The 24,833-nt window shown below is 63.0% G+C and carries 22 protein-coding genes; 18 read left to right on the top strand and 4 right to left on the bottom strand.

Going from position 1 to position 24,833, the window contains the following annotated elements:
• Positions 1–8: 8 nt before the first annotated feature.
• Positions 9–725 carry an alpha/beta fold hydrolase gene (locus BUA36_RS27985; RefSeq protein ID WP_084560388.1) on the top strand — a complete coding sequence of 239 codons (717 nt, stop codon included), beginning with the start codon at positions 9–11 and terminating at the stop codon, positions 723–725.
• On the opposite strand, the gene BUA36_RS27980 is transcribed toward BUA36_RS27985, so the two are convergent.
• A complete protein-coding gene (locus tag BUA36_RS27980) occupies positions 709–2,085 on the bottom strand; it encodes a YihY family inner membrane protein (protein ID WP_072790132.1) in 1,377 nt (458 codons plus the stop codon). The genes BUA36_RS27985 and BUA36_RS27980 overlap by 17 nt on opposite strands.
• A gap of 64 nt (positions 2,086–2,149) precedes the next feature.
• Between BUA36_RS27980 and wrbA the strand changes: the two genes are divergently transcribed.
• The 17 genes from wrbA (at position 2,150) to BUA36_RS27895 (ending at position 22,618) form a co-directional block, all read left to right on the top strand.
• The gene (gene wrbA / locus BUA36_RS27975; protein WP_072790130.1) at positions 2,150–2,755 is read left to right on the top strand and encodes an NAD(P)H:quinone oxidoreductase; all 606 of its coding nucleotides are present in this window, start codon (positions 2,150–2,152) and stop codon (positions 2,753–2,755) included.
• Between the two features lie 5 nt (positions 2,756–2,760).
• Positions 2,761–3,168, top strand: a complete 408-nt coding sequence (locus tag BUA36_RS27970) for a DUF2069 domain-containing protein (protein ID WP_072790127.1) — start codon at positions 2,761–2,763, stop codon at positions 3,166–3,168.
• Positions 3,165–4,571, top strand: a complete 1,407-nt coding sequence (locus tag BUA36_RS27965; RefSeq protein WP_072790124.1) for an FAD-binding oxidoreductase — start codon at positions 3,165–3,167, stop codon at positions 4,569–4,571. Before BUA36_RS27970 ends, BUA36_RS27965 begins: the two co-directional genes overlap by 4 nt.
• A gap of 11 nt (positions 4,572–4,582) precedes the next feature.
• Positions 4,583–5,014 carry a DUF4124 domain-containing protein gene (locus tag BUA36_RS27960; protein ID WP_072790121.1) on the top strand — a complete coding sequence of 144 codons (432 nt, stop codon included), beginning with the start codon at positions 4,583–4,585 and terminating at the stop codon, positions 5,012–5,014.
• Positions 5,014–7,611 (top strand): FtsX-like permease family protein, encoded by a 2,598-nt coding sequence (locus tag BUA36_RS27955; RefSeq protein ID WP_229255838.1) that lies wholly within the window; start codon positions 5,014–5,016, stop codon positions 7,609–7,611. The genes BUA36_RS27960 and BUA36_RS27955 overlap by 1 nt, the downstream gene beginning before the upstream one ends.
• Entirely contained in the window at positions 7,611–8,705 is a 1,095-nt protein-coding gene (locus BUA36_RS27950) for a lipocalin-like domain-containing protein (RefSeq protein WP_072790118.1), read from the top strand. The genes BUA36_RS27955 and BUA36_RS27950 overlap by 1 nt, the downstream gene beginning before the upstream one ends.
• 61 nt (positions 8,706–8,766) lie before the next feature.
• A complete protein-coding gene (locus tag BUA36_RS27945; protein ID WP_072790114.1) occupies positions 8,767–10,602 on the top strand; it encodes an ABC transporter transmembrane domain-containing protein in 1,836 nt (611 codons plus the stop codon).
• A 22-nt stretch (positions 10,603–10,624) separates the two neighbouring features.
• Positions 10,625–11,710: a threonine aldolase family protein gene (locus tag BUA36_RS27940; RefSeq protein WP_072790111.1), complete on the top strand. Its 1,086-nt coding sequence runs from the start codon at positions 10,625–10,627 to the stop codon at positions 11,708–11,710.
• Between the two features lie 61 nt (positions 11,711–11,771).
• On the top strand, positions 11,772–13,358 hold the full coding sequence (locus tag BUA36_RS27935; RefSeq protein WP_072790108.1) for a DEAD/DEAH box helicase: 1,587 nt from the start codon (positions 11,772–11,774) through the stop codon (positions 13,356–13,358).
• Positions 13,359–13,420: 62 nt separating this feature from the next.
• Positions 13,421–14,392 carry a thymidylate synthase gene (locus BUA36_RS27930; RefSeq protein WP_072790105.1) on the top strand — a complete coding sequence of 324 codons (972 nt, stop codon included), beginning with the start codon at positions 13,421–13,423 and terminating at the stop codon, positions 14,390–14,392.
• On the top strand, positions 14,389–15,087 hold the full coding sequence (locus BUA36_RS27925; protein ID WP_072790102.1) for an alpha/beta fold hydrolase: 699 nt from the start codon (positions 14,389–14,391) through the stop codon (positions 15,085–15,087). Before BUA36_RS27930 ends, BUA36_RS27925 begins: the two co-directional genes overlap by 4 nt.
• Complete coding sequence (yidD, locus tag BUA36_RS27920; protein ID WP_072790099.1) at positions 15,084–15,515, top strand: membrane protein insertion efficiency factor YidD; 432 nt, start codon at positions 15,084–15,086, stop codon at positions 15,513–15,515. Before BUA36_RS27925 ends, yidD begins: the two co-directional genes overlap by 4 nt.
• Before the next feature lie 39 nt (positions 15,516–15,554).
• Positions 15,555–16,040, top strand: coding sequence for a dihydrofolate reductase (locus tag BUA36_RS27915; protein ID WP_072790097.1), 486 nt, complete (start codon positions 15,555–15,557; stop codon positions 16,038–16,040).
• Between the two features lie 14 nt (positions 16,041–16,054).
• On the top strand, positions 16,055–16,627 hold the full coding sequence (locus BUA36_RS27910) for a DUF4337 domain-containing protein (protein WP_072790094.1): 573 nt from the start codon (positions 16,055–16,057) through the stop codon (positions 16,625–16,627).
• A 197-nt stretch (positions 16,628–16,824) separates the two neighbouring features.
• Entirely contained in the window at positions 16,825–19,077 is a 2,253-nt protein-coding gene (locus BUA36_RS27905; RefSeq protein WP_072790091.1) for an arginine/lysine/ornithine decarboxylase, read from the top strand.
• A gap of 344 nt (positions 19,078–19,421) precedes the next feature.
• Complete coding sequence (locus tag BUA36_RS27900) at positions 19,422–21,170, top strand: DUF1800 domain-containing protein (RefSeq protein ID WP_072790087.1); 1,749 nt, start codon at positions 19,422–19,424, stop codon at positions 21,168–21,170.
• An 11-nt stretch (positions 21,171–21,181) separates the two neighbouring features.
• Positions 21,182–22,618, top strand: a complete 1,437-nt coding sequence (locus tag BUA36_RS27895; protein ID WP_072790084.1) for a DUF1501 domain-containing protein — start codon at positions 21,182–21,184, stop codon at positions 22,616–22,618.
• Here BUA36_RS27895 and BUA36_RS27890 read toward each other — a convergent pair.
• The 3 genes from BUA36_RS27890 to BUA36_RS27880 all read right to left on the bottom strand — a co-directional run bounded on the left by BUA36_RS27890 (position 22,615) and on the right by BUA36_RS27880 (position 24,792).
• Complete coding sequence (locus BUA36_RS27890; RefSeq protein ID WP_072790080.1) at positions 22,615–23,505, bottom strand: intradiol ring-cleavage dioxygenase; 891 nt, start codon at positions 23,503–23,505, stop codon at positions 22,615–22,617. The two genes, BUA36_RS27895 and BUA36_RS27890, sit on opposite strands and share 4 nt — an antisense overlap.
• Before the next feature lie 65 nt (positions 23,506–23,570).
• A complete protein-coding gene (locus tag BUA36_RS27885) occupies positions 23,571–24,251 on the bottom strand; it encodes a hypothetical protein (protein WP_072790076.1) in 681 nt (226 codons plus the stop codon).
• A gap of 43 nt (positions 24,252–24,294) precedes the next feature.
• Positions 24,295–24,792, bottom strand: a complete 498-nt coding sequence (locus BUA36_RS27880) for a Spy/CpxP family protein refolding chaperone (protein ID WP_072790073.1) — start codon at positions 24,790–24,792, stop codon at positions 24,295–24,297.
• Between the last annotated feature and the right edge of the window lie 41 nt (positions 24,793–24,833).

The raw sequence follows: 24,833 nt of genomic DNA, 5'->3' as shown, positions 1-24,833 counted from the left end.
GGAGCCTTATGCAGAAGCCTACTGTGGTTTTCATCCATGGCGCGCTGAATGACCATACCGTGTGGGCGGCGCAAAGCCGCCACTTCACCGACCACGACTACCATGTGCTGGCGCCAGACTTGCCCGGCCACGGCCACACGCCCGGCCCCGCGCTGACCAGCGTGGCCGCCATGGCCGACTGGCTGCTGGCGATGCTGGAGGCGGCCCACATCCACCATGCCGCGCTGATCGGCCACAGCATGGGCTCGCTGATCGCGCTGGAAGCCGCCGCCAAAGCGCCGCAGCGCGTGACCCACCTGGGCCTGGTCGGCACAGCCTATCCGATGACAGTCGCGGACACGCTGCTGGAAACCGCGCGCACCGATGAGCCGCGCGCAATCGGCATGGTGGCCAAGTGGTCGCATGTGCAGGGCCATCCGGCCATCCACGACCTCAAGCTGCTGATGCAGCGTGTGGCGCGGCAAAATCCCGACCAGTTGCTGCATACCGACCTTGCCGCCTGCAATGCCTACGACCAGGGCCTGACCGCCGCCGCCAGCGTGCGCTGCCCTGCTCTGCTGGTGTGCGGCGCCAGTGACGTGATGACGCCGCCCAAGGCCGCACGCGGCCTGGCGGAAGCCATTGCCCACGCGCAGAGCGTCACGCTGGAGGCCGGCCACGCCATGATGACGGAGCAGCCGGACGCGCTCAGCGACGCCCTGCTCAGCTTTATCGGCAGTCGATAGGACCGAAATGGTCGGCCAGGGTTTTACCCAGGCCGGCTTCCACGGCGGACTCCACCTCGCGCGCCAGCTGGGCCGCTTCGCGCGCGGCCTGGCGGTCGCGTTCATCGTCGCCGTCCGCGATCACGCCGGCGTTGACCGGCATGCCGGAGAACACAAACAGGCGGTAGACTTCGGCCAACGTAAGCTTCTCCAGGTTGGCCAGGATCACCCAGTTGTCCGCCCCTTCGCTGACGCGTTTGCCCCACTGCACCCGCGGCGGCGCGGCCACGGGCACGCGGCCCACCCAGCCTTCCGCCATCATGCGTTCCAGCAGATTGTCCATCTCATCAAAGCCCAGCCGTGTGCGGGCGCGGATCTGGCCCGCGCTGACCAGGGCCGTATCGCCGCATTTGCACGCCACGTGCAGCACCTTGAGGATGGCCATGGCATCGACAAACTCGCCGCCCGGCTGCGCCTCATGCCACCAGCGTTCGTACTTCACCACCGGCAGCGCGGCCGCCAGCAAGGCGCCGAACAGCGTAATCATCCACGACACGTACACCCACAACAGGAACAGCGGCACGGCCGCCAGCGCGCCGTAAATCTTCGAGTAGGTCGGGAACTGCGTGATGAAAATGGCGAAGCCGCGCTTGGCCAGTTCAAACGCCAGGCCTGCGACCAGGCCGCCCCAGGCCGCGTCGTACCAGTCCACATCGCGGTTGGGCACCATCACGTACAGCATGGTGAAGAATGCCGTCGTCAGCGCCAGCGACAGCACGGTGTAAATCACCGCCCCCACTATCGGCACATGGCCCACCAGGTCGCTGGTGGCCATGAACACCTGCGACGACAGCGTGATCGATACGCCGATCAGCAATGGCCCCAGTGTCAGCAGCGCCCAGTAGACCAGAATGCGCTTGGTCCACGCGCGCTCGTCGCGCACGCGCCAGATGCGGTTGAAGACGCGCTCGATCAGATTCATCATCGTAATCGAGGTGAAGATCAGCGCCACCGCGCCCACCGCCGACAGCCGCGTGGCCTTGGAGGCGAACATGGTCAGGTAATTCAGGATGGTGCTGGAAATCGACTTTGGCATCACGCTTTGCACAAAGTACGCTTCCAGCGAGGTTTGCAGCGTTTTGAACAGCGGGAAGGTGGTGAAGATCGCCAGCGCAATCGTCAGCAGGGGCACCAGCGCAAACACCGTGGTGAAGGTCAGGCTGCCCGCCACCTGCGGCAAACTCTCTTCGCGCAGCCGGCGCCGGGCAAACAGGATCAGGTCACGGATTTCAGGCCAGGACAGGGAACGCGCCGTCTCCCAGCTGTTTTTGCAGCTGCGATAGACATATTGGAAGAACCATTGGAGATATTTTTCGTACATGGGCGGTATCGTATTACAACAACGGCAATGATGCCACTCGCTAAAGCGCCCTATAATAGCGGCGATGAACTCTTCCAACCTGACCATTCTTGTTTTGTTTTACTCCCGCCACGGCGCAACCCGCAAGCTGGCAGAGCTGATCGCCCAGGGGATTGAAAGCGTGCCGGGCTGCGATGCGCGCCTGCGCACGGTGCCTGCCGTGTCCACCGTGGCCGAGGCCACCGAGCCGGAAGTGCCGGCCGATGGTGCACCGTATGTGGAACTGGATGACCTGACCGAATGCGCCGGCATCGCCGTTGGTTCGCCCACGCGGTTCGGCAATATGGCCTCGGCCATGAAGTATTTCTGGGACGGCACCGTCAGCCAATGGCTGTCCGGCGCCCTGGCAGGCAAGCCGGCCTGCGTGTTCACCTCGACCGGCAGCCTGCATGGCGGCCAGGAATCGACGCTGCTGTCGATGATGATACCGCTGTTCCATCACGGCCTGATGGTGCTCGGCCTGCCCTACACGCAGCCGGAACTGATGACCACCGCCAGCGGCGGCACGCCGTATGGCGCCAGCCACTGGTCTGGCCTCGACGGCAAAAAAGTGATCACCGACGATGAAAAACGCCTCGCCATCGCGTTGGGCAAGCGGCTGGCGGAAACAGCGGTCAAACTGAACGGATAAGCACCATGGAAACCACAATGCAGAAATATTTTCACTGGGGCGCCATCGGCAGCCTGGTTGTGTTGATTATCTGGTGTGTATTGTGGGAGATGGTGCTGGCGCCACTGAAACCGGGCGGCTCATGGCTGGTGCTGAAAGCCTTGCCGCTGCTGCTGCCCTTGTACGGCGTGTTCAAGCGCGATATCTACACGCTGCAGTGGACCTCGATGATGATACTGCTGTACTTCACCGAAGGCGTGGTGCGCGGCTGGAGCGACAAGGGCAATCTGTCGGCGTGGCTGGGCTGGGGCGAAGCGCTGGTGGTGTGCGTCTACTTTGTCTGCGCCGTGCTGTACCTGCGCCCCTACAAGCGCGCGGCGAAAAAGCTGGCCAAGGAACTGCTCGACAAGGTCAAGGTCAACACGGTTAAATGATGGACTTTCTCGCGCAATGCCGCGCCATTGCCGGCGAGGCCTATGTGGTTGACGCGCCGGCCGATATGGCCGCCTTCCTCACCGAGCAGCGCGGTCGCTTTACCGGCAAGGCCCTGGCCGTGCTACGCCCTGGCACGGTGGAACAGGTCGCCGCGCTGGTGCGCGTGTGCGCCGAACACCGCATCGGCATCGTGCCGCAAGGCGGCAACACCGGCCTGGTACTGGGCAGCATACCGGACGCCAGCGGCCGCCAGGTGCTGCTGTCGCTGGCGCGGCTGAACCGGATTCGCAAGGTCGATGCAGTCAACCGCACCATGACCGTGGATGCGGGTTGCATCCTTGAGCACCTCCAGCAGGCCGCCGCCGCCGAGGGCTGTCTGTTCCCGTTGTCACTGGCGGCGGAAGGCAGTTGTACCATCGGCGGCAACCTGGCCACCAACGCGGGCGGCACCGCCGTTCTGCGCTACGGGAATACGCGGGAGCTGTGTCTTGGCCTGGAAGTGGTGACGCCGCAAGGCGAGATCTGGAGCGGCTTGCGCGGCCTGCGCAAGGACAATACCGGCTACGACTTGCGTGACCTGTTCATCGGCGCCGAAGGCACGCTGGGCATCATCACCGGCGCGGTGCTCAAGTTGTATCCCCAGCCCAAAGCCAGCATCACGGCGCTGGCCGCGCTGCCCTCGCCTGTCGATGCCCTGCGCCTGCTGGTACTGATGCAGGACCACTGCGGCGCCAGCCTCACGGGCTTTGAGCTCATGTCGCGCTACTGCCTCGATCTGGTGGCGCAGCAGTTCCCGGCGCTGCCCCGGCCTTTCGCCGAAGCGCACCCGCAATATGTGCTGCTGGAGTTGTCGAGCAGCGAATCGGAGCAGCATGCGGTTGGCTTGCTGGAGCATGCCATCGGCGCGGCGCTGGATGGCGGCGTTATCCACGACGCAGTGGTGGCGTCATCGGTCGGGCAATCGGCCGGGCTGTGGCAGCTGCGCGAGCACATCCCGCTGGCGCAGGCCAAAGCCGGGAAGAATATCAAGCACGATATTTCGCTGCCCGTATCGCTGATTGCCGACTTCATTGCCGCCACCGGCCCGCTGCTGGATGCGGCCTTCCCCGGGTGCCAGCTGGTGTGCTTCGGCCACCTGGGCGACGGCAACCTGCACTACAACGTCGCGCCGCCGCCCGGAATATCCAACGACGACTTCCTCGCCAATCAGGACAAGGTGAACCGCGTGGTGTACGACAGCGTGATGGCGTTTGGCGGCTCGATCTCGGCCGAACACGGCATCGGCGCGTTGAAGCGCGAAGAGCTGGCGCACTACAAATCCGCCGTTGAACTCAACATGATGCGAGCCATCAAAGCCGCACTGGACCCGCTGGGTATCATGAATCCCGGTAAAGTCCTTTGAGCGAGGTTGAGATGAAAATGCTGATGATGGCCATGATGTGGGCCGCCACCGTGGCCGCGTATGCCCAGACAGTCTACAAATGCACCGCCGATGGCAAGGTCAGTTACGGCGACACGCCCTGTCCGGCCCATGCCAGCGCCGCAACGCTGGACACTCCGGGGGCGCCGGGCGCAGATCCCGCCGCCGCAGCGCTCCTGCGCCGCCAGCAAAAGCAGGCCGACGCGCTAGCGCAGGCGCGCATCAAACGCGAGCAGCATGACGATCGCGAAACCGCCCACGCCGCGCAAGCCGCCGCCGTGCAGCGCAAGAAGTGCGACAAGCTGAAACTCAACCAACGCTGGGCCGATGAAGACGCACGCCGCGCCACCGGCCAGGCCGCAGAAGCCGCCCGCCTGCGCGCCAGACGCGCTGGCGATGCGACGGCACTGGAGTGTCCTCACTGATGTCTGACCAACCATCCGCCACCATCCCCACCGCACCGCCGGCCTCGATGCGCCGCCTGTCACGCTGGCTGCTGCTCGGCGAATGGCGCGTGCACCCCGTGCGGGCGCTGGTGGCGATTGCAGCGATTGCCGTCGGCATCTCGCTCGGCTTCGCCATCCACCTGATTAACGCTGCGGCATTCAATGAATTCTCCGCTGCCGTCAAAGGCCTGTCCGGCGTGGCGGACATCCAGGTACGCGGCACCGAGCCATTCTTCGACGAGGCCATTTATCCGTTGCTGGCGGAGCGAGACGGCGTGGTGGTCGCATCGCCGGTGCTGGAATTTGAAGCGTCCGTGCCGGGCCAACGCACCGCCCTCAAGATCATCGGCATCGACGCCTTCCGTATAGGTTTCATCACCCCGGACCTGGTTGGCATACCAGCGCCCGACAAAATAGCGGACACCATCGCCGACGACGCCCTGTTCCTGTCGCCCGCCGCCCAGCAGTGGCTGCAACCCAGGGCCGGCACGGTCACGCTGCAAGTCGGCACCAATCAGTTGCAGCTGCGTGTGGCCGGCCCGTTGCCCGGCGCCCGCGCGGGCCAGCGCATCGCCACCATGGACATCGGCGCCGCCCAGTGGCGTTTCGAGAAGCTGGGCCAGCTCTCGCGCATCGACCTCAAACTGCGCGATGGCATCAACCGCGACAGCTTCAAGGCGCAGCTGGAACAGGACCTGCAACGCCAGTATCCGGGCCGCTTCCTCGTCAACCAGCCGAATGACCAGGAACAGAACAGCCGCAACGAAGGCATGAGCCGCGCCTACCGCGTCAACCTCACGGTACTGGCCTTGGTGGCGCTGTTCACAGGCGCCTTCCTGGTCTTCTCGACGCAGGCACTGTCCGTGATCCGCCGCCGCAGCCAGTTCGCGCTGCTGCGCGTGCTGGGCATGGACCGCCGGCGCCTGCTGCGGCAAATCCTCATCGAAGGCCTGTGCCTCGGCATTGCCGGTTCCGCCATCGGCATCGCTGCGGGTTACGGCATGGCCGCCGCCGCGCTGCACTTCATGGGCGCGGACCTTGGCGCCGGCTTCTTTTCCGGTGTGCGGCCGCAAGTCCACTTCACCCCGGTCGCCGCCACCATCTATTTTGCGCTGGGTGTCGCCGTCGCGCTGCTCGGCTGCGCCGCGCCAGCCATCGATGCGGCACGCGCCAAACCCGCCGTCGCACTGAAATCCGGCACCGAGGAAGCGGCCATGTCGCGGCTGGCACGCGCCTGGCCATCGCTGGCGTGCATGGCGCTCGCCGCGCTGCTGTCGCAACTGCCGCCCGTGTTTGAGCTGCCACTGTTCGGCTATCTGTCGATTGCATTGCTGCTGATCGGCGCCATCGGCCTGATGCCGCGCCTGGCCGCCATCGTCTTCCGTGCTGCCTATCGGCGCTGGAGCGCCGCCACCGCCAACCAACCCGGTGCTTCCGCCGTCATGACGCTGACCTTGTCGCGCCTGGCGAACGCCTCCGGCCAGGCCGGCATCGCGCTGGGCGGCGTGCTGTCCAGCTTTAGCCTGATGGTGGCCATGGCCATCATGGTTGCCAGCTTCCGCGTCTCGCTGGACGACTGGCTGCGCCAGGTGCTGCCTTCCGATATCTACATCAGCAGCGCCAGCGGCGGCGCCACTGCCGGCATACGCCCGCAGGAACAAGACGCATTGGCCGCCTTGCCCGGCGTGGAGCATGCCGATTTCCTGCGCTTGCACGCACTGTCCTTGGCGCCGGACCGTCCCGCAGTGGCGCTCATGGCGCGCCACATCGACGCCGCCAATCCGGGCCACTCGCTGGCCATCGTCGGCCCCACGCAGGTACCCGCCAGCGACACGCTGCCGGTATGGGTGTCTGAAGCCATGGTCGATCTGTACGGTATGAAGCTGGGCCAGCGCGTGGAATTGCCGCTCAACGGCAAGCTGCACACCTTCCAGGTGGCGGGCGTGTGGCGCGATTATGCGCGGCCGACGGGCACCGTCCAGATCCGCCTGAGCGATTACCGCGCCATAACGGGCGACCTGAATGCCAGCGGCTCCGCGCTGACGCTGAAAAAGGGCGCCAGGGCCGAGGCGACGCTGGCCGCCCTGAAACGCCTGCCATTCGCGGCATCGCTGGAAGCCACCGAGCCATCGGAGATCCGCACCATGAGCATGAAGGTATTCGACCGCAGCTTCGCCATCACCTATCTGCTGGAAGCCATCGCCATCGTCATCGGCCTGTTTGGCGTGGCCGCCACCTTCTCCGCGCAAACGCTGGCGCGCGCCAAGGAATTCGGCATGCTGCGCCACGTGGGCGTCACGCGCAGGCAGGTGCTGTCCATACTGGCGATTGAGGGCGGCGCACTGACCGCGCTCGGCATCCTGACCGGCTTTGTGCTGGGCTGGGTCATCAGCCTGATACTGGTTTTCGTCGTCAATCCGCAATCCTTCCACTGGACCATGGAGCTGCACCTGCCTTGGCCGCTGCTGGGCGCCGTGGCCGCCGTGCTGCTGGCCGCCTCCGCGCTCACGGCGCTGCTGTCGGGCCGCCAGTCGCTGTCCGGAGGACCGATACGCGCAGTCAGGGAGGACTGGTAATGCTGCACCGTTTATACCATCGGCTGGCGCGCGCCGCTGCCCTGCTTGTGCTGGCGGCGTCCGCCCATGCGGGCACGCCGGCATTCCCCGCCGTGGTTCCGCTGCCGGCCGGCGCCACGCTGACCTTCCCCCAGGATTATGGCGCGCACCCCGAATACAAAACCGAATGGTGGTACGTGACCGGCTGGCTCAATACGCCGGACGGCAAGCCGCTCGGCTTCCAGGTCACCTTCTTCCGCAGCGCCAGCCCGCATGACCGCGCCAATCCCAGCCAGTTTGCGCCGCGGCAGCTCATCATCGGCCACGCCGCGCTGTCCGATCCGGCCAATGGCAGACTGCTGCACGACCAGCGCAGCGCGCGCGAAGGATTTGGCCTGTCTTTCGCCAGAACCGGCGACACCCACATCAAGCTGGAGGACTGGCATATGCAGCGCAGCGCCGACGGCAGCTATCGCGTGCATGTCGATGCGCCGCAGTTTGCCTACGACCTGCAACTGACGCCATCGCAACCGGTAATGCTACAGGGTGAGCGCGGCTATTCACGCAAAGGCCCCAATCCCGCCCAAAGCAGCTATTACTACAGCGCGCCGCAGCTGCGGGTCAGCGGCAGCATCACGCGCGCCGGCAAACCGGCCACTGTCACCGGCGCCGCGTGGCTCGATCACGAATGGTCCAGCCAGGCCGTGGGCGAGGACGCCAGCGGCTGGGATTGGGTCGGCGCCAACCTGGCCGATGGCGGCGCGCTCATGGCTTTCCAGGTCCGTAGCACGACAGGTGCTAAACTATGGTCGCACGCGACATGGCGCGATGCTTCCGGTAAGATCACGCAGTTCTCGCCGGAACAGGTCACTTTTACCCCGCAAAGGCGGTGGCGTTCGCCCCGCACCAATGCCGAGTATCCCGTTGCGACCCAGCTCACCACAGGCAGCACTGTGTGGGACATCGTGCCCTTACAGGACGATCAGGAGCTGGATTCGCGCCGGTCGACCGGTGCCGTGTACTGGGAAGGTGCGGTCACGCTGAACCGCGACGGCAAGCCGGCCGGCCGCGCCTACCTGGAGCTGACCGGCTATGTCAGTCCGATGAAACTATAAGCACAATATAAATCCATACCAAACGTCTCAATCAGCATATTTACGCCACTGTAGCCACACGATGACCAACAGCACCACCGCCAGCACGCCGTCCGCCGCCGCTCCGACAGCCACCCGCGAACTCAAGAAAGGCAGCCTTGCCACGCTGCGCCAGCTGACGCCCTTCCTGGCGCCGTACACGCGCCGCTTCATCGTGGCCGGGATCGCGCTGCTGGTCGCCGCCGGCGCCACACTGGCGATTCCCGCCGCGTTCAAACAGATGATCGACATGGGTTTCGGCGGCTCGGGCACGCGCAGCATCCAGCATGTGGACCTGGTGTTCCTGGCGCTGTTTGGCCTCGCCACCGTCCTGGCGCTGGCCACCGCCGCGCGCTTTTACAGCGTTTCGTGGCTCGGTGAGCGCGTCACGGCGGACATCCGCGCCGCCGTCTACAACCACGTCGTCACGCAAAGCCCGGAATTCTTCGAGACCACGCAGACCGGCGAGGTCCTGTCGCGCATCACCACCGATACCACGCTGATCCAGTCGGTGGTCGGCACCAGCATCTCCATGGCGTTGCGTAACGCCTTACTGTTTATCGGCGGTCTGGTGATGCTGTTTGTGACCAGCCCCAAACTGTCGGCCATCATCGTCGGCCTGCTGATCCTGACCGTGCTGCCGATTGTGATATTTGGCCGCCGCGTACGCACGCTGTCGCGCGATTCGCAGGACCGCGTGGCCGATGCCTCCGCCATGGCGGGCGAAATCCTCAACGCCATGCCGACCGTGCAGGCGTTCACGCACGAGAAGATCGAGTCGTCGCGCTTTGGCGGTTCGGTCGAAGGCGCGTTCCAGACCGCGATGCGCCGCATCAAGGCCCGCGCCTTCCTGACCATGCTGGCGATTGTGCTGGTGTTCGGCGCCATCGTGTTCGTGTTGTGGCTGGGCGCGCACGCCGTGCTGTCGGGCGAAATGACGGGCGGCGATCTGGGCCAGTTTATCCTGTACGCCTCCATCACGGCGGGCGCCATCGGTGCGCTGTCCGAAGTGATGGGCGAGGCGCAGCGCGCCGCCGGCGCCACCGAGCGCCTGCTGGAGCTGATGTCGGTGAAATCGAAGATCCAGTCGCCGGCGCAGCCATTGCCGCTGCCGCCGCGCGCCGCCAATGGCGCGGCGCTGTCGCTGAACGATGTGATGTTCTCGTACCCATCGCGTCCCGAAACCAATTCGCTGGACCACGTCACGCTGGACATCAAGCCCGGTGAGACAGTGGCCGTGGTGGGACCATCGGGTGCCGGCAAGACCACCCTGTTCCAGCTGTTCCTGCGCTTCTACGATCCGCAAAGCGGCAGCATCAAGCTGGATGGCGTCGATATCCGCCAGCTGGAGCTGCACACGCTGCGCGACGCCATCGGCATCGTGCCGCAGGATACGGTGATCTTCTCGGCCAACGCCATGGAAAACATCCGCTACGGCCGCGCCGATGCCAGCGATGAAGAAGTGATCGCCGTCGCCCGGCTGGCCGCAGCACACGAATTTATCGAACGCCTGCCGCAAGGCTACCACTCCTTCCTCGGCGAGCGCGGCGTGCGTCTGTCGGGCGGCCAGCGTCAGCGCATTGCGATTGCACGCGCCCTGCTGAAAAATCCACCGCTGCTATTGCTGGACGAAGCCACCAGCGCGCTGGATGCCGAATCCGAACGCCTGGTGCAATCAGCGCTGGAAGCGGCCATGGTTGGCCGCACCACCGTCATCATCGCCCACCGCCTGGCCACGGTACAACGCGCGGACCGCATCATCGTCATGGAAGACGGTAAAATCGTCGAAACCGGCACCCATGCATCGCTGGTGGCACTGGGCGGCATCTACGCCAATCTGGCGGCGCTGCAGTTCCATCACGTGCACGTGGAGCATTGAGCGTATCTTCCTGGAGCACGCCATGACTGATGCTGAACTGAAACAAAGCTGCCGCAACCATCTGCCCGGCCATCGCCAGCCGCTGCCTGCCGAATTGTTTGCGGCGATGGGCGACTGGTGCCAGGCGCGCGACGTCACGCATGACGTCTATGGCAGCGGCGCGCTGATACAGGATTTCGAACAGAAAGTCGCGCGCCTGCTGGGCTTTGATGCGGCGGTGTTCTGCATCACGGGCACCATGACGCAAGCCACGGCGCTGCGTATCGCCTGCATGGAGCGCGGCAGCAAGCTGGTCGCGCTGCATCCGACTTCCCATATCCTCAAGCACGAGCGTGGCAATCATCAGTTGTTCGATCACTTCCACGCGCTGCAAATCGGCGACCCGCATCGTCCGTGGACTCTAGGGGAATTGCAGGGCATACCCGACAAGCTGGGCGCCGTCTCGCTGGAACTGCCTGCGCGTGAAATCGGCGGCCAGTGTCCCGACTGGGACGAACTGTCCGCCATCAAGGACTACTGCCGCGAACAGGGCGTCCATCTGCACATGGATGGCGCGCGCCTTTGGGAGACGGCGGCGGCGTATGCGCGCCCTGTCAACGAGATTGCAGCGGGTTTCGACAGCGTCTACGTGTCGCTGTACAAAGGCATCGGCGGCATGGCCGGCGCCATGCTGGCCGGCAGCGCGGACTTTGTCGCAAAGGCGCAGGAATGGTTCCGCCGCCAGGGCGGCAATGTGTATCAGCGCACGCCCTATGTTGTCGCGGCCGCGATGCAGTTCGATGCACGTCTGGCGGCGATGCCGGACTACTTCAAACGCACGCAGTGGTTGTATGACGTGCTGCGGGACTATCCGCTGCTGGCGCCGAATCCGGCCAGGCCGCATGCGAATATGCTGCACATCCACTTGCCGGTGAGCCGCGAGCGGGCGCTGGAGGTGCGCAACCGTATCGCCGGACAGCACAGTGTCTGGCTGTTCAACGGCGCCAGTCATGCGCCGCTGCCGCAGCGCTGCGCCGTTGAACTCTACATCGGCGACAACCTGCTTAACCTGCCGGACCAGCGCGTACGCGAGATTCTGACCTTGTGGTCGGACGCCCTGGCCAACTAATTCCGCGCAAGCCGGGCAAACCGGCTACACTGCGCCCTCTTTTCGTTTTACTACATACACCATGACCTTCCACGCACTTGGCCTGATCGATCCTTTACTGCGCACGCTGGACACGCTGGGCTACAAGCAGCCTACGCCGGTCCAGAAGCAAGCCATTCCCGCAGTGCTGGCAGGCCGCGATGTCATGGCTGCTGCGCAAACCGGCACCGGCAAGACCGCCGGCTTCGCGCTGCCCATCCTGCAACGCCTGACGCTGGACGGCGTGACGGCGCCACAAGCCGTGCGCGCATTGGTGCTGGTGCCGACGCGTGAGCTGGCCGAACAGGTGTTCGAGAGCTTCCGCAGCTACGGTGGCAACCTGCCCTTGCGCAGCGCCGTCGCTTATGGTGGTGTCGATATCGCGCCGCAGATCGCCAAGCTGCGCAAAGGTCTGGACGTGCTGGTGGCAACGCCGGGCCGCCTGATCGACCTGCATGATCAGGGCGTGATCAGTTTCGCGCTGCTGCAAACGCTGGTGCTGGACGAAGCGGACCGCATGCTGGATCTGGGGTTTGAGCGCGATCTGGATATTCTGCTGGAAGCCCTGCCCAAGCAGCGTCAGACCTTGCTGTTCTCGGCCACGTTCTCCGATGAGGTACGCAAGCTGACCAAGGGCATGCTGATCGATCCGGTGTCGATTCAGGTGGCGGCGCCCAACACCGCCACGCGCACCGTCAAGCAGTGGCTGGTGACAACCGACAAGCGCCGCAAGCCGGAGCTGTTCCTGCATCTGCTGAATAAGCTGGGCTGGTCGCAGGCGCTGGTGTTCGTCAAGACGCGCAAAGGTGCGGAGGCGCTGGTCAAGGAGTTGCAACAGCATGGCCTTGCAGCCGACGCCATTCACGGCGACAAGACGCAGCCAGCGCGTTTGCGCGCGCTGGACCGCTTCAAGCGCAAAGAGGTGCAGCTGTTGATCGCGACCGACGTTGCGGCACGTGGCCTGGATATTGAAGCGCTGCCGCTGGTGGTCAATTTCGATTTGCCGACGGTGGCGGAAGACTACATCCACCGTATCGGCCGTACTGGCCGTGCGGGCATGACGGGTGAAGCGATGTCACTGGTGTGTGCAGACGAAGTGGATATGCTCAAGGCCATCGAGACGCTGACGCGCCAGGTCATTCAGCGTTTTGAGGAAGCTGGCTTCGAGGCAGATCACCGCGTGCCGGAGACAGCGCCAAAAGGCAGCGCCACGCCGGCGCAAAAACTCGCCGCGCCCCGTGCGGGCAAAGCGGGCAGCAAGCCGGCTGGTACAGCCAAGCGCCCCGCTACGACAACCGCAGGCAGCAAAACGCCCGCCAAAGCGGAGGCGCGGCCAGCGGGCGGCAGCGAATCGCTGGGCACCTACATCGCGCCGCCGAAACCGTCGAAATCGTCGGGTGGTGACCGTGCTGCAGGCGGCAAATCGTCCGGTGACGCGCGCAGCGACGGCGCATACGGTGGCGGGCCGCGCGGCGGCTATAGCGGCAGCCGGCGTGGCGACAGCGGCTCAGCACCGCCCAAGGGCGCTGTGGTGGTGGCGGGTGGCCGTGGCGCCAAGTCGCAGGCGCGCGTTGAAGGCCGTGCGGCCTCGCAGCCGGGTGGCCGCAAATCCAAACCGGGCAGCCGCTGAACACCTACCGGCCGCCTGTTAAAATAGCCGTCTTTGCACCACCGAACACGTTGGAGAACTGAATGCAGCAATACCTGGAACTCATCCAAACCGTCATCGACACCGGCAGCTGGCAAGACAACCGCACCGGCATCCGCACGCTGAGCGTGCCGGGCGCGATGATGCGCTTCGACTTGAAAAAAGGTTTTCCTGCAGTGACGACCAAGAAGCTCGCCTTTAAATCCGTCGTCGGCGAGTTGTGCGCCTTCCTGCGCGCCTCGCGCAGCGCCGCCGATTTCCGTGCGCTGGGCTGCAAGGTCTGGGACCAGAACGCCAACGAAAACCAGCAATGGCTGGACAATCCCTATCGCCTCGGCACTGACGACCTGGGGCCGGTCTACGGCGTGCAGTGGCGCCAGTGGCCAGGCTACAAAGTACTGGACGCCGCCAACCAGGCGCAAATCGCCAACGCGCAGAAGAACGGCTTCACCATCGTCGCGCCGCTGGAAGAAGACGGTGTACAGAAAGTCCTGCTGTACAAGGCCATCGATCAGTTGCGCGAATGCCTGGATACCATCGTCAACAATCCTGGCAGCCGCCGCATCCTGTTCCACGGCTGGAATCCGGCCGTGCTGGACGCGGTCGCCCTGCCCGCCTGCCACCTGCTGTACCAGTTCATTCCCAACCCGAGCACCAAAGAGCTGTCGATGTGCCTCTACGTGCGTTCGAACGACCTGGGTCTGGGCACGCCGTTCAACCTGGCGGAAGGCGCGGCACTGATGCACCTGGTGGGCCGCCTGACCGGCTACACGCCGCGCTGGTTCACCTACTTCATTGGCGACGCCCACATCTACGAGAACCACATGGACATGGTGCAGGAACAGCTGAAGCGCGAACCGCTGCCGCTGCCGGAACTCATCATCTCCGACCGCGTGCCCGACTTCAGCAAAACCGGCAAATACGAGCCGGAGTGGCTGGAAAAAATCGAACCATCGGACTTCGCACTGGAAGGCTACCAGCACCACGCGCCCATCACCGCCCCGATGGCCGTATGACGCGTCTGGATTTGGTCCCTGGCACCCTGTGCGATGAGCGCATGTGGGGCCGCCTGCTGCCGCTATTGGGCGACGGCTTTGAATTCCATCACGTCCCGCTGCACAAGGCCCGCTCGCGCGCGCAGATGCAGGAGCTGATCGGCGCGCATACGGCGCCGAAAGCCAATCTGGTGGCGTTCTCGCTGGGCGCCTACCTGGCAGTCGAATACGCGCTGGCGAATCCGGAACGCGTCAACTCGCTGGTCATCATCGCCAGTTCCGCGCGCGGCCTGCAGGAGAAGGAAAAAGCCACCCGCCTGCGCATCATCCCGCTGCTGGAAAAGAACCACTACACCGGCATGACGCAGATGCGCCTGCGTGAAATCCTGGCGCCCGAGCACATGGATGATCCCGCGATTGTGGACGTCATCCAGGCCATGGCGGTGGAACTGGGCAAGGACGTGCTGCTGACGCAGTTCCGTACCACCATCGAGCGCCCGGATTTGATGAGCCGTACCGGCGAGCTGCGTTGTCGCGTGCTCGCGATCGCCTCGGAACAGGATAAACTGGTGGCGGCCGACGATGTCCGCGAATTCAGCCGCTACAATCCGGCCATCGAGCTGCATGTGCTGCAGGAAGGCACCGGCCACATGATCCCGCTGGAGGCGCCGCAGGCGCTGGCCAGCCACCTGTTGAACTTCTACCGCGCCCCATGAAAATTCTGGCCCTGGCAGCCATCAGCTTTTACCAGCGCTACCTGTCGCCATTGAAGGGCTTTAACTGCGCCTTCCGCCGCCACACGGGCCGCGACAGCTGCTCCGCCTACGGCAAGCGCGTGATCGCGCGCCACGGCCTGCCGGTCGGCCTGGAACTGCTGCGGCGCCGGCTGGACGACTGCCACGAGATACACCAGCACTATCATCCGGCAATGCCGGCCATGAGCAAGCGCCACCGCGCACAGGCCGGCAATTGCGACCTGTCCTGCGACGCCAGCGATGTTGCCGATGTCCTTGGCTGCTCCAACAACTGCACGTGCTTCAGCATCCCGAGTTGCCGCGACTGGCTGGAGGAGCGCCGTTTGCAGCGCAAGCGTGAAAACCGGCGCAGCAAGAAGGCACGCACGCCAGCGCCTCCGAAACCGTAATTTCAACGATAATCACGCCTCTTTATCGCACCTGGAATCATGAGCAAACTTACTATCATCGTCGCCACCGACGCCCAGCGCGGCATCGGCATCAACAACACCCTGCCGTGGAAACTGCCGGAGGACCTGGCCCACTTCAAGCGCATCACCACCGGCCACCCGATCATCATGGGCCGCAAGACGTTCGACTCCATCGGCCGTCCGCTGCCCAACCGCCGCAACATCGTCGTCACGCGCAACCAGCAATGGTCGCATGAGGGCGTGGAAACCGCCGGCTCCATCGAAGCGGCCATCGCACTGCTGGACGGCGCCGAAGGCTTCGTCATTGGCGGCGCCGAGATCTACAAGCAGTCGATGCAGCTGGCCGACCAGTTGATCGTGACCCGGATCGCCCAGACCTTCGACTGCGACGCCTTCTTCCCGGAGATCGACGCCGACGCGTGGCAGGAAACCGCGCGCGAAGAACACACCTCGGAGAAATCCGCTCTGCACTACGCTTTTGTTACCCTGCGCCGCAAGGCTTGATTAAGGATACCCCTATGTCTTCTGAAGGCTTCCACGTCCACGGCCCGCACGACCACGCGGTGGAACACGCCGCCCATGGCAGCGATGGCTTTTCCAACAATATTGCCGTCATGACCGCAATCCTCGCTACCGTGGGCGCCGCATTCGGCTACCTTGGCGGCGCCACCCAGAACGATGCCGCCCTGTTCAAGAACAATGCCGCCATCGACAAGACCCAGGCTGCCAATAGCTGGAACTATTACCAGGCCAAGTCTGCCAAGCAGAACCTGGCGGAACTGGCCATGACACTGCCCGGTGTCGATCCCAAGCGCTACGAGGCCGAAGTGGCCCGCTACAAGCACGAAAAGGAAGACATCAAGAAGGAAGCCGAAAAGTGGGAAGAATCCTCGAAAGAGTGGAACCACAAGTCGGATGAAGCCATGCACAAGCACCACCAGTGGGCGCTGGCCACCACGGCCGAGCAGATCGCCATTTCGCTGGCCGCCATCACCCTGCTGACCCGCAAGAAGTGGATGATGGGCCTGGCCTATGGCGTGGCCGGGATCGGCGTGGCGATGGGCGCCCTCGCCTGGTTCGCTGGTCACTAAGCAACATTAGTTGATCGGCATGACAGCTGTGTAACAAGGGCGTCATGCCGATACGGCATTCTGGTACGATAATTTTTTCCCGCAGCAGCGCTGTTTTCTGCGAGAATCCCGTTCTTATTTTTTTGCGGCCATCGTGGTCGCGCCCTGTCCGCCCCTCAACATCCTGTCAGGGGCGGCTTGCTTTTTTGGAGACATGCATGAAATTTCGTTTCCCCATCGTCATCATTGACGAGGATTTCCGTTCTGAGAACACGTCCGGCTTAGGCATCCGCGCCCTCGCCGATGCGATGGAAAAAGAAGGCATGGAAGTGGTGGGCGTGACCAGCTACGGCGACCTGTCCCAGTTCGCCCAGCAGCAGTCGCGCGCCTCGGCCTTCGTGCTGTCGATCGACGATGAAGAATTCGGCTCCGGCTCGGTGGAAGATACCGACACCGCGCTGAAGTCGCTGCGCGCCTTTGTTGAAGAGATCCGCTACAAGAACGCCGACATCCCGATCTACCTGTACGGCGAAACCCGCACCTCGCGCCATATCCCCAACGACATCCTGCGCGAACTGCACGGCTTCATCCACATGTTTGAAGACACGCCGGAATTCGTCGCGCGCCACATCATCCGCGAAGCCAAGTCCTACCTGGACGGCCTGGCGCCGCCGTTCTTCCGCGCGCTGGTGGAATACGCCAACGACGGTTCGTACTCGTGGCACTGCCCTGGCCACTCGGGCGGCGTGGCCTTCCTGAAATCGCCGATCGGCCAGATGTTCCACCAGTTCTTTGGCGAGAACATGCTGCGCGCCGACGTCTGCAACGCCGTGGAGGAGCTGGGCCAACTGCTGGACCACACCGGCCCGGTCGCCAAGTCCGAACGCAACGCCGCGCGCATCTTCAATGCCGACCATTGCTACTTCGTCACCAACGGCACCTCGACCTCGAACAAGATGGTGTGGCACTCGACCGTGGCGCCTGGCGACATCGTGGTGGTTGACCGTAACTGCCACAAGTCGATCCTGCACTCAATCATCATGTGCGGCGCGATTCCGGTATTCCTGATGCCTACCCGTAACCACCTGGGCATCATCGGCCCGATCCCGCTGGAAGAGTTCTCGATGGAGAGCATCCAGCGAAAGATCGAAGCCAACCCGTTCGCGCGCGAAGCCGTGAACAAGAAACCGCGCATCCTGACCATCACCCAGTCGACCTACGACGGCGTGGTCTACAACGTGGAAACCCTGCGCGAACTGCTGGACGGCCAGATCGACACGCTGCACTTCGACGAAGCCTGGCTGCCGCACGCCACCTTCCACGACTTCTACAAGAATATGCACGCGATCGGCAAGGACCGTCCGCGCGCCAAGGAGTCGATGATCTTCTCGACTCAATCGACCCACAAGCTGCTGGCCGGCCTGTCGCAGGCCTCGCAGGTGCTGGTGCGCGAATCGGAAACCGTCAAGCTGGACCAGGACGCCTTCAACGAGGCTTACCTGATGCACACCTCGACCTCGCCGCAGTACTCGATCATCGCCTCGTGCGACGTTGCAGCGGCCATGATGGAAGCGCCAGGCGGCACCGCACTGGTGGAAGAGTCCATCCTGGAAGCGCTGGACTTCCGCCGCGCCATGAAAAAGATCGACGCCGAGTGGGGCAAGGACTGGTGGTTCAAGGTCTGGGGTCCGAACGAATTCGCCGAAGAAGGCATCGGTTCGCGCGAAGACTGGATCATCAAGGCCGAGGACGACTGGCACGGTTTCGGCAAGCTGGCGCCGGGCTTCAATATGCTGGACCCGATCAAGGCCACCATCGTCAACCCTGGCCTGTCGCTGGACGGCAAGTTCGACGAGACCGGCATCCCGGCGTCGATCGTGACCAAGTACCTGGCCGAGCACGGCGTGATCATCGAGAAATGCGGCCTGTACTCGTTCTTCATCATGTTCACCATCGGCATTACCAAAGGCCGCTGGAACACGTTGCTGACCGCACTGCAACAATTCAAGGACGACTACGACAAGAATCAGCCGATGTGGCGCATCCTGCCGGAATTCGCGGCAGCCAACCCGACCTACGAAAAAATGGGCCTGCGCGACCTGTGCCAGCAGATCCACGACTTCTACAAGGCCTACGACGTGGCCCGCCTGACCACCGAGATGTATCTGTCGGACATGGTACCGGCGATGAAACCGTCGGAAGCGTTTGCCAAGATGGCGCACCGCGAGATCGAGCGCGTCGCCATTGATGAGCTGGAAGGCCGCATCACCTCCATCCTGCTGACGCCTTACCCACCGGGCATCCCGCTGCTAATCCCAGGCGAGCGCTTCAACAAGACCATTGTGGACTATCTGCGCTTCGCACGCGACTTCAATGAACGCTTCCCGGGCTTCGAGACCGACGTCCACGGCCTGGTCAAGCGTGAAGTAGACGGTAAACGCGGTTACTTCGTGGATTGCGTAAAACAATAGGGTGCACTTTACTCGCTAAGAGCGGTCCGGTCGGCAACGACCGGGCCGTTTTTTTTGTTACATAGGGCAGCATAAGTTGCATCATGATATTTATTAAATTTGCAAACTTAGATTTTGCAAATTTACAATTCAGCAATTTTCGGCAAGAATCACACATGTTTCCAGAAAAAAATATTCATTTTTTGTTTAATAACTTCCTGTAACTTTTCCGCATTGTCGTTCATCTTCGCTTAAAAATTTTCCCACACATCAATGTTGCAGCGCAGTATTAAATTAGCGCTTTTCTTGCTCAAAGCAATTATTTTACAATCGACCCCATCCTGAATAATTCCTAAGGGAAACAAATGAAGTTGGGAAATGTAAAACTTGCGCTTGCTACCGCCTCCCTGATCACGCTCGCCGCTTGCGGCGGCAGCAATCCGGATGCGGTTGCACCTGATGCCGCCAGCAGCGGCACGACTGCCTCCCGCATGATAATGGGAGGCGCTACTACCGCAGCGACGGCCGATGTGTCGATTACGCCTGCGCAGGCATCCCGGTTTCTGGCCCAGGCCAGCTTTGGTCCGACTGAAAAGTCGATTGCCGAAGTGGCTGCCATGGGCCAGGATGCGTGGATTACCGCCCAGTTCGCAAAGCCGCGCGTCAGTCACCTGACCACGTTGAACGGTCTGGCCGGCACCATTGGCGGCGCCGCCAACCTGACGCCGAATAACTTCCTCGAGAGTTTCTGGAAACAGGCGATCTCCGGTGATGACCAGCTGCGCCAACGGGTGACATATGCCCTGTCGCAAATCTTCGTGATTTCTACCCAGCAGGATGCGATCTACACCTTCCCGCGTGGCGTCGCTAACTACTACGATCTGTTGGCTAAAAACGCGTTCGGTAACTTCCGTGACTTGCTGCAAGATGTCGCCACAAACCCCATGATGGGCTTGTACCTGTCGCATCTGCGCAATGAGAAGGAAAGCGCGACGCGCATGCCGGATGAGAATTTTGCGCGCGAAATCATGCAACTGATGACCATTGGCCTGTATGAGCTGCAGCAGGACGGCGTAATGAAGCTGGCCAACGGTAAGCCCATCGAAACCTACACCCACGACGATGTCATGGGCCTGGCCAAGGTATTTACGGGCTGGTGCTGGAATGGTGCCGACAAGTCGGAAGCACGCTACTACGGCACCCTGCGCGATCCGTTCCGCGAAACCATGCCGATGCAGGTGTATGCGCAATTCCATTCGACCTCGGAAAAACGTTTCCTGGGCCGGACCATCGGCGCCGGCTCGAATGCGGCCGATGACATGAAAATTGCGCTGGACACGCTATTCAATCACCGCAACGTAGGGCCGTTTATTGCCCGCCGCCTCATTGAGCGTCTGGTGACCAGTAATCCCTCGCCGTCTTATGTGTCGCGCGTTGCCATGGCCTTCAACAATAATGGCCAAGGTGTGCGCGGCGATATGCAGGCGGTGATACGTGCCATCCTGATGGCGCCTGAGGCGCGCTGGGGTAACGTGCCGGGCCTGACCGCGTCGCCCAAAGTACGCGAGCCGGTGATCCGTCTGGCCAACTGGATGCGTGCATTCAACGTGACCTCCAAGACGGGCCGCTTCCTGATGTTCAACACGGATAACCCGGTGGTTTATCTGGCGCAAACGCCGATGAACTCGCCTTCCGTGTTCAACTTCTACCGCCCTGGTTACGTACCGCCCAACTCCGATCTGGCGCTCAAGAATTTGACCGCACCGGAACTGCAGATCGCCAGCGAGCCATCGGTGATCGGTTATGTCAACTTCATGCGCTACGTGGTCACCTGGGGCACGGGTGGCGCCAGCGGCATGCCGGACATTGTGCCGGACTACAGCGCTGAACGTGCCTTGGCCTATCAGCCGGAAGCGCTGGTGGACCGTATCAAGCTGCTGGTATTGAACGGCAATATGTCGACAACGCTGCGCAACCAGATCCTGTCGGCCTTGAAGTCAATCAGCGAACCGAATCCGAACAATGCCGCCGACGTGGCGGTGTTCCGCGACTCGCGTGTCTCTCTGGCTATTTTCCTGGCAATGGTCTCGCCAGAATACATCGTACAAAAGTAAGGAAGCGCCTGATGAAAAACAATCAATTCTCTCGTCGCCATTTTCTGGGTTCGATGCTGGCCGCAGCGGGCGCCAGCGCCGCTCCGTTTGCCATGAATCTGGCCGCCATGAGCGCCGCTGCCGCACAGAATGCGTCGGACTACAAAGCCACCGTATGCCTGTTCATGACTGGTGGTAACGATCCGTTCAACACTGTGGTGGCCACCGACCCGGCCTCGTGGAGCGAATACCAGCGTCTGCGCGGCGGCAATGACAACGGCCAATTGGCGTTACCCGCGCCGGGGGCCAGCAACGGCCTGCTGGCGATTACGCCCAACACCGAACAGTCTGGCCGCAGCTTCGCACTACACCCATCGCTGGCGCCGCTCAAGACGCTGTTTGACAGCGGCCGCGCCGCCATCGTCGCCAACGTCGGCACGCTGGTACAGCCCACCACGCTGGCGCAGTATAAAGCTGCCTCGGTGGCGCTGCCGCCCAAGCTGTTCTCGCACAATGACCAGCAGTCAGTCTGGCAGTCGGGCGGAGCGGAAGGCGCCACCAGCGGTTGGGGCGGCCGCATGGCCGATTTGGTCGCCGCCGGCAACGGCAATGCGATGTTCACCAGCATTTCTGCGGGTGGCAACACGGTATTCCTGTCGGGACGCAATGTCCGCCAATTCCAGGTGAACCCCGCCGGCAACCCACCGGTGGAGCTGCTCAGCGGCCAGCTGTTCCATTCCTCGCCAGCCGGCAATACGCTGCAGTCGATTATCACCGCCTCCAGCACCGACCCGATGGAAAAGGAATATGCCGCTATCATGCAGCGCGCCATTGCCAGCCAGGGGGTACTGGCCAGTGCGATTCCGGCCGCTGGCGCAGGCGGCGTGCCGGACCCGACACCTTACATCAACCCCAACACCCAGCAGGCGGCAGTCAACCCGCTGGCCAAGCAGTTGCAAATGGTGGCCCGCATTATCGCCGGCCGCAATGGCCTGGGAGCCAAGCGTCAAGTGTTTTATGTCAGCATGGCCGGGTTTGACACTCACAACGGCCAGTTGGCGGCCCAAGCCGATCTGCTGGCCCGGGTAGCCCATGCCATCGCCTATTTCGATACGCTCATGGGCAACCTGCAAGGCACGGATGTGCGCCGCCAGGTCACCTTGTTTACCGCCTCCGATTTCGGCCGCACCTTTGCCAGCAATGGCGATGGCACCGACCACGGCTGGGGCTCGCACCACTTCGTGGTCGGCGGCGCAGTAAAGGGCAAGGATATCTACGGTGCCTTCCCGCCAAGTGGCGAGGGCCATGCCCTGGATGTGGGATCGGGCTCGTTGCTGCCGACCGTCTCGGTCGATCAGTACGGCGCCACCCTGGCTGGCTGGTTTGGCCTGTCGGCCGCGCAGATTGCCGATGTATTCCCCAATATCGGCAATTTCAGCAGCCGTGATCTGGGCTTTATGAACGCTTAGGCAGTTACGGCCACCGTCAGCGTCGCCGCATAGCCATCGATGGCATTGCCGCTGATGGTGGCCATTTGCAGCGCGTAGCCGTCACTAAACACATTGTCGGTGGCAAAGCTGATGGCGGCCAGATTTTTTATGCTAGCGCTGTAACCGCTGGTGGCATACACCTCATTGCTGGTGGTCACCGGGAAGGTGAACTGCGAGGTCTTGATGCGGCTGGCCGCTGTGGTGGCCTTGGCCAGTGATGGATACACTTCAAAGTGCACGTGCGGCACGCGTCCCGAGTAGCAGCCCGGATAAATCGTGGTAAAGGTGAGGTTGCCGCTACTGTCGGTTTCCTGCACGCCGCGCAGGTAATTCTGGTTTGTCACACCAGTCGAATACAGTGAATAATTGCCGTCGCGGTCGCAATGCCACAGGTAGATGGCGGCATTGGCCAGCGGTGCGCAATTATTGTTGGCATTGACGATCTGTAGCTTGATGGTCAGCGGTACACCGGCCGCCGTGCCGCTGGCGTTGCCGAAGCTGCTGCGGATGTCGCTGCGCACCACACCTGATTGGGTCAGCACGTTGACGACGCCGCTGCCATTGCTGTTGGTGCCATCAGCCGGATAGGGGCCGCCGGTTTCTTCCGGTATCACCGAACACGAACCGTTGGTGGTTGTGGTGGTGGTCGTTGTCGTGGTTGTTGTGGTGGGCGTGGTCGCCGTGGCCGCCGCCGAGGTGGTTGTGCTCTCGCTGCCGCTGGTGCCACCGCCACAGCCAAGCACGGGTAGTGCCGAAGCGCCGGCCAGCAGCCAGCGCATTGTCTGACGACGGTCGCTATTCAAGTTGAGCATGGCGACCAGATCGTTTGCCAGGCTGTGTTCGTGCTTATCGTCGTGAAATTCCATACCTGCTCCTGCCTGGGTTAAAAAACTGCCGCAGCACGCATGCGCTGCGGCCGGTAAAACAGGGGTTACACCGTGGTGTTCACCATATTGCCGCTGGTGCCGTTGCCGCCGACCTTGGTGGACAGCGCTTGCAGGAAGGCGGCCAGCTTGGTCGCCGCGTCATTGCCGGTGCTGGTGCTGTCAGTGCTGTCACTGCTGGCCGTGCTGCTCGTGCCCAGCTTGTCCAGCAGATTGCCAAACGCGCTTTCCAGTTGATCGACCGCATCGCCGCTATCCGCGCCATCGGTACTGGTAGTGGTACTGTCGCTACCCAATCCCAGTTTGGCGATCAGGCTTTGCAGATCCGATTCCAGCTTGCCCGGGCCGCCGGGGCCACCACTGCCCTGCTGCTCGCTATATGGCTGCGGCGCATCGTTGCCGCTGTTCTGCGCATGCAGCGCGCCCATCAGGCTTTGCAGGAAGCTGCCCAACGCAGCAGCGATATCCGTACCGTCCGTCGTGCTGGTACTGTCACTGCTGGATGCCGCCGCCGAGGCATCGGTGCTGCTGGTACTTGTGCTGGTGTCAGAAATACCGATCGACTTGAGCGCATCGGCAATCGCGTTGGCAAAACCGCCGCCATCCGGTGGGCGTGGCGGACGCACACCGTCGGTGCTGTTGCTGCTGTTTTTGTTGGTGCTGCTCAGACGGCTCAGGAAACTGAGCGAGCTGGCCGCGCTGCTGGAACTCAGGGCGCTGATAGACATACGGTTCTCCGCTGTTGGGGTTTGAGGGGCACTGCAAAGACAGTCATGGGCGCGGCGGATGGCGCGGCGGTTCGTCCGCCTGCTTTTTGCGTTGTTCCGGCGTCAGCACCGCCAGCAACTTCTGCTGCGTGCGCACGTGCTGCAGCATGATGTTGGCTTCAGCGGTGGCGGCATCCCTGGCCAGGGCTGTGGCCTTGGCGTCGTCAAACTTGTCGCTGTCACCCAGCGCGTGCAAGGCTTCACGCGCCTTGGCGGCGGCCCTGGACTGTTCGCGCAGATACGGCGCCTCCGCATGCAAAATGGCGAATACCTTGTCTTCCTGCGCCTCGCTCAGTTCCAGGCCGCGCAGGAACGGTGGACGGCCGCCATGCATCGAGCCATGCGGGCCATGCGGCCCTGGTCCAGGTTCGCCTGGCATCATCGGCGGCTGGTCTGGTGGCACATTGCCATCAGCGCGCGCCGCGCCGCCGGTAACCAGCAACGGCAACGCCAGCGCGGCCGCCAGCACCATATTGCGTACACCTGAGGTGGATGTTTTCATTGCACATAATCCTTGATTGTTGGAACCGTCATTCTCTGGGC

Source organism: Duganella sacchari (assembly GCF_900143065.1).
Lineage (GTDB): Bacteria > Pseudomonadota > Gammaproteobacteria > Burkholderiales > Burkholderiaceae_D > Rugamonas > Rugamonas sacchari.
The sequence above is the reverse complement of the archived record's forward strand: the minus strand, read 5'-3'. Positions and strand labels throughout refer to the sequence as shown.

Coding starts and splice junctions, on each gene's coding strand:
- BUA36_RS27945 (WP_072790114.1), top strand. CDS start 8,767: ATGACCAACAGCACCACCGCCAGCACGCCGTCCGCCGCCGCTCCGACA.
- BUA36_RS27890 (WP_072790080.1), bottom strand. CDS start 23,505: ATGGAATTTCACGACGATAAGCACGAACACAGCCTGGCAAACGATCTG.
- BUA36_RS27885 (WP_072790076.1), bottom strand. CDS start 24,251: ATGTCTATCAGCGCCCTGAGTTCCAGCAGCGCGGCCAGCTCGCTCAGT.
- BUA36_RS27950 (WP_072790118.1), top strand. CDS start 7,611: ATGCTGCACCGTTTATACCATCGGCTGGCGCGCGCCGCTGCCCTGCTT.
- BUA36_RS27910 (WP_072790094.1), top strand. CDS start 16,055: ATGTCTTCTGAAGGCTTCCACGTCCACGGCCCGCACGACCACGCGGTG.
- BUA36_RS27940 (WP_072790111.1), top strand. CDS start 10,625: ATGACTGATGCTGAACTGAAACAAAGCTGCCGCAACCATCTGCCCGGC.
- BUA36_RS27915 (WP_072790097.1), top strand. CDS start 15,555: ATGAGCAAACTTACTATCATCGTCGCCACCGACGCCCAGCGCGGCATC.
- BUA36_RS27980 (WP_072790132.1), bottom strand. CDS start 2,085: ATGTACGAAAAATATCTCCAATGGTTCTTCCAATATGTCTATCGCAGC.
- yidD (WP_072790099.1), top strand. CDS start 15,084: ATGAAAATTCTGGCCCTGGCAGCCATCAGCTTTTACCAGCGCTACCTG.
- BUA36_RS27930 (WP_072790105.1), top strand. CDS start 13,421: ATGCAGCAATACCTGGAACTCATCCAAACCGTCATCGACACCGGCAGC.
- BUA36_RS27985 (WP_084560388.1), top strand. CDS start 9: ATGCAGAAGCCTACTGTGGTTTTCATCCATGGCGCGCTGAATGACCAT.
- BUA36_RS27960 (WP_072790121.1), top strand. CDS start 4,583: ATGAAAATGCTGATGATGGCCATGATGTGGGCCGCCACCGTGGCCGCG.
- BUA36_RS27895 (WP_072790084.1), top strand. CDS start 21,182: ATGAAAAACAATCAATTCTCTCGTCGCCATTTTCTGGGTTCGATGCTG.
- BUA36_RS27880 (WP_072790073.1), bottom strand. CDS start 24,792: ATGAAAACATCCACCTCAGGTGTACGCAATATGGTGCTGGCGGCCGCG.
- BUA36_RS27970 (WP_072790127.1), top strand. CDS start 2,761: ATGGAAACCACAATGCAGAAATATTTTCACTGGGGCGCCATCGGCAGC.
- BUA36_RS27965 (WP_072790124.1), top strand. CDS start 3,165: ATGATGGACTTTCTCGCGCAATGCCGCGCCATTGCCGGCGAGGCCTAT.
- BUA36_RS27900 (WP_072790087.1), top strand. CDS start 19,422: ATGAAGTTGGGAAATGTAAAACTTGCGCTTGCTACCGCCTCCCTGATC.
- BUA36_RS27905 (WP_072790091.1), top strand. CDS start 16,825: ATGAAATTTCGTTTCCCCATCGTCATCATTGACGAGGATTTCCGTTCT.
- BUA36_RS27955 (WP_229255838.1), top strand. CDS start 5,014: ATGTCTGACCAACCATCCGCCACCATCCCCACCGCACCGCCGGCCTCG.
- BUA36_RS27935 (WP_072790108.1), top strand. CDS start 11,772: ATGACCTTCCACGCACTTGGCCTGATCGATCCTTTACTGCGCACGCTG.
- BUA36_RS27925 (WP_072790102.1), top strand. CDS start 14,389: ATGACGCGTCTGGATTTGGTCCCTGGCACCCTGTGCGATGAGCGCATG.
- wrbA (WP_072790130.1), top strand. CDS start 2,150: ATGAACTCTTCCAACCTGACCATTCTTGTTTTGTTTTACTCCCGCCAC.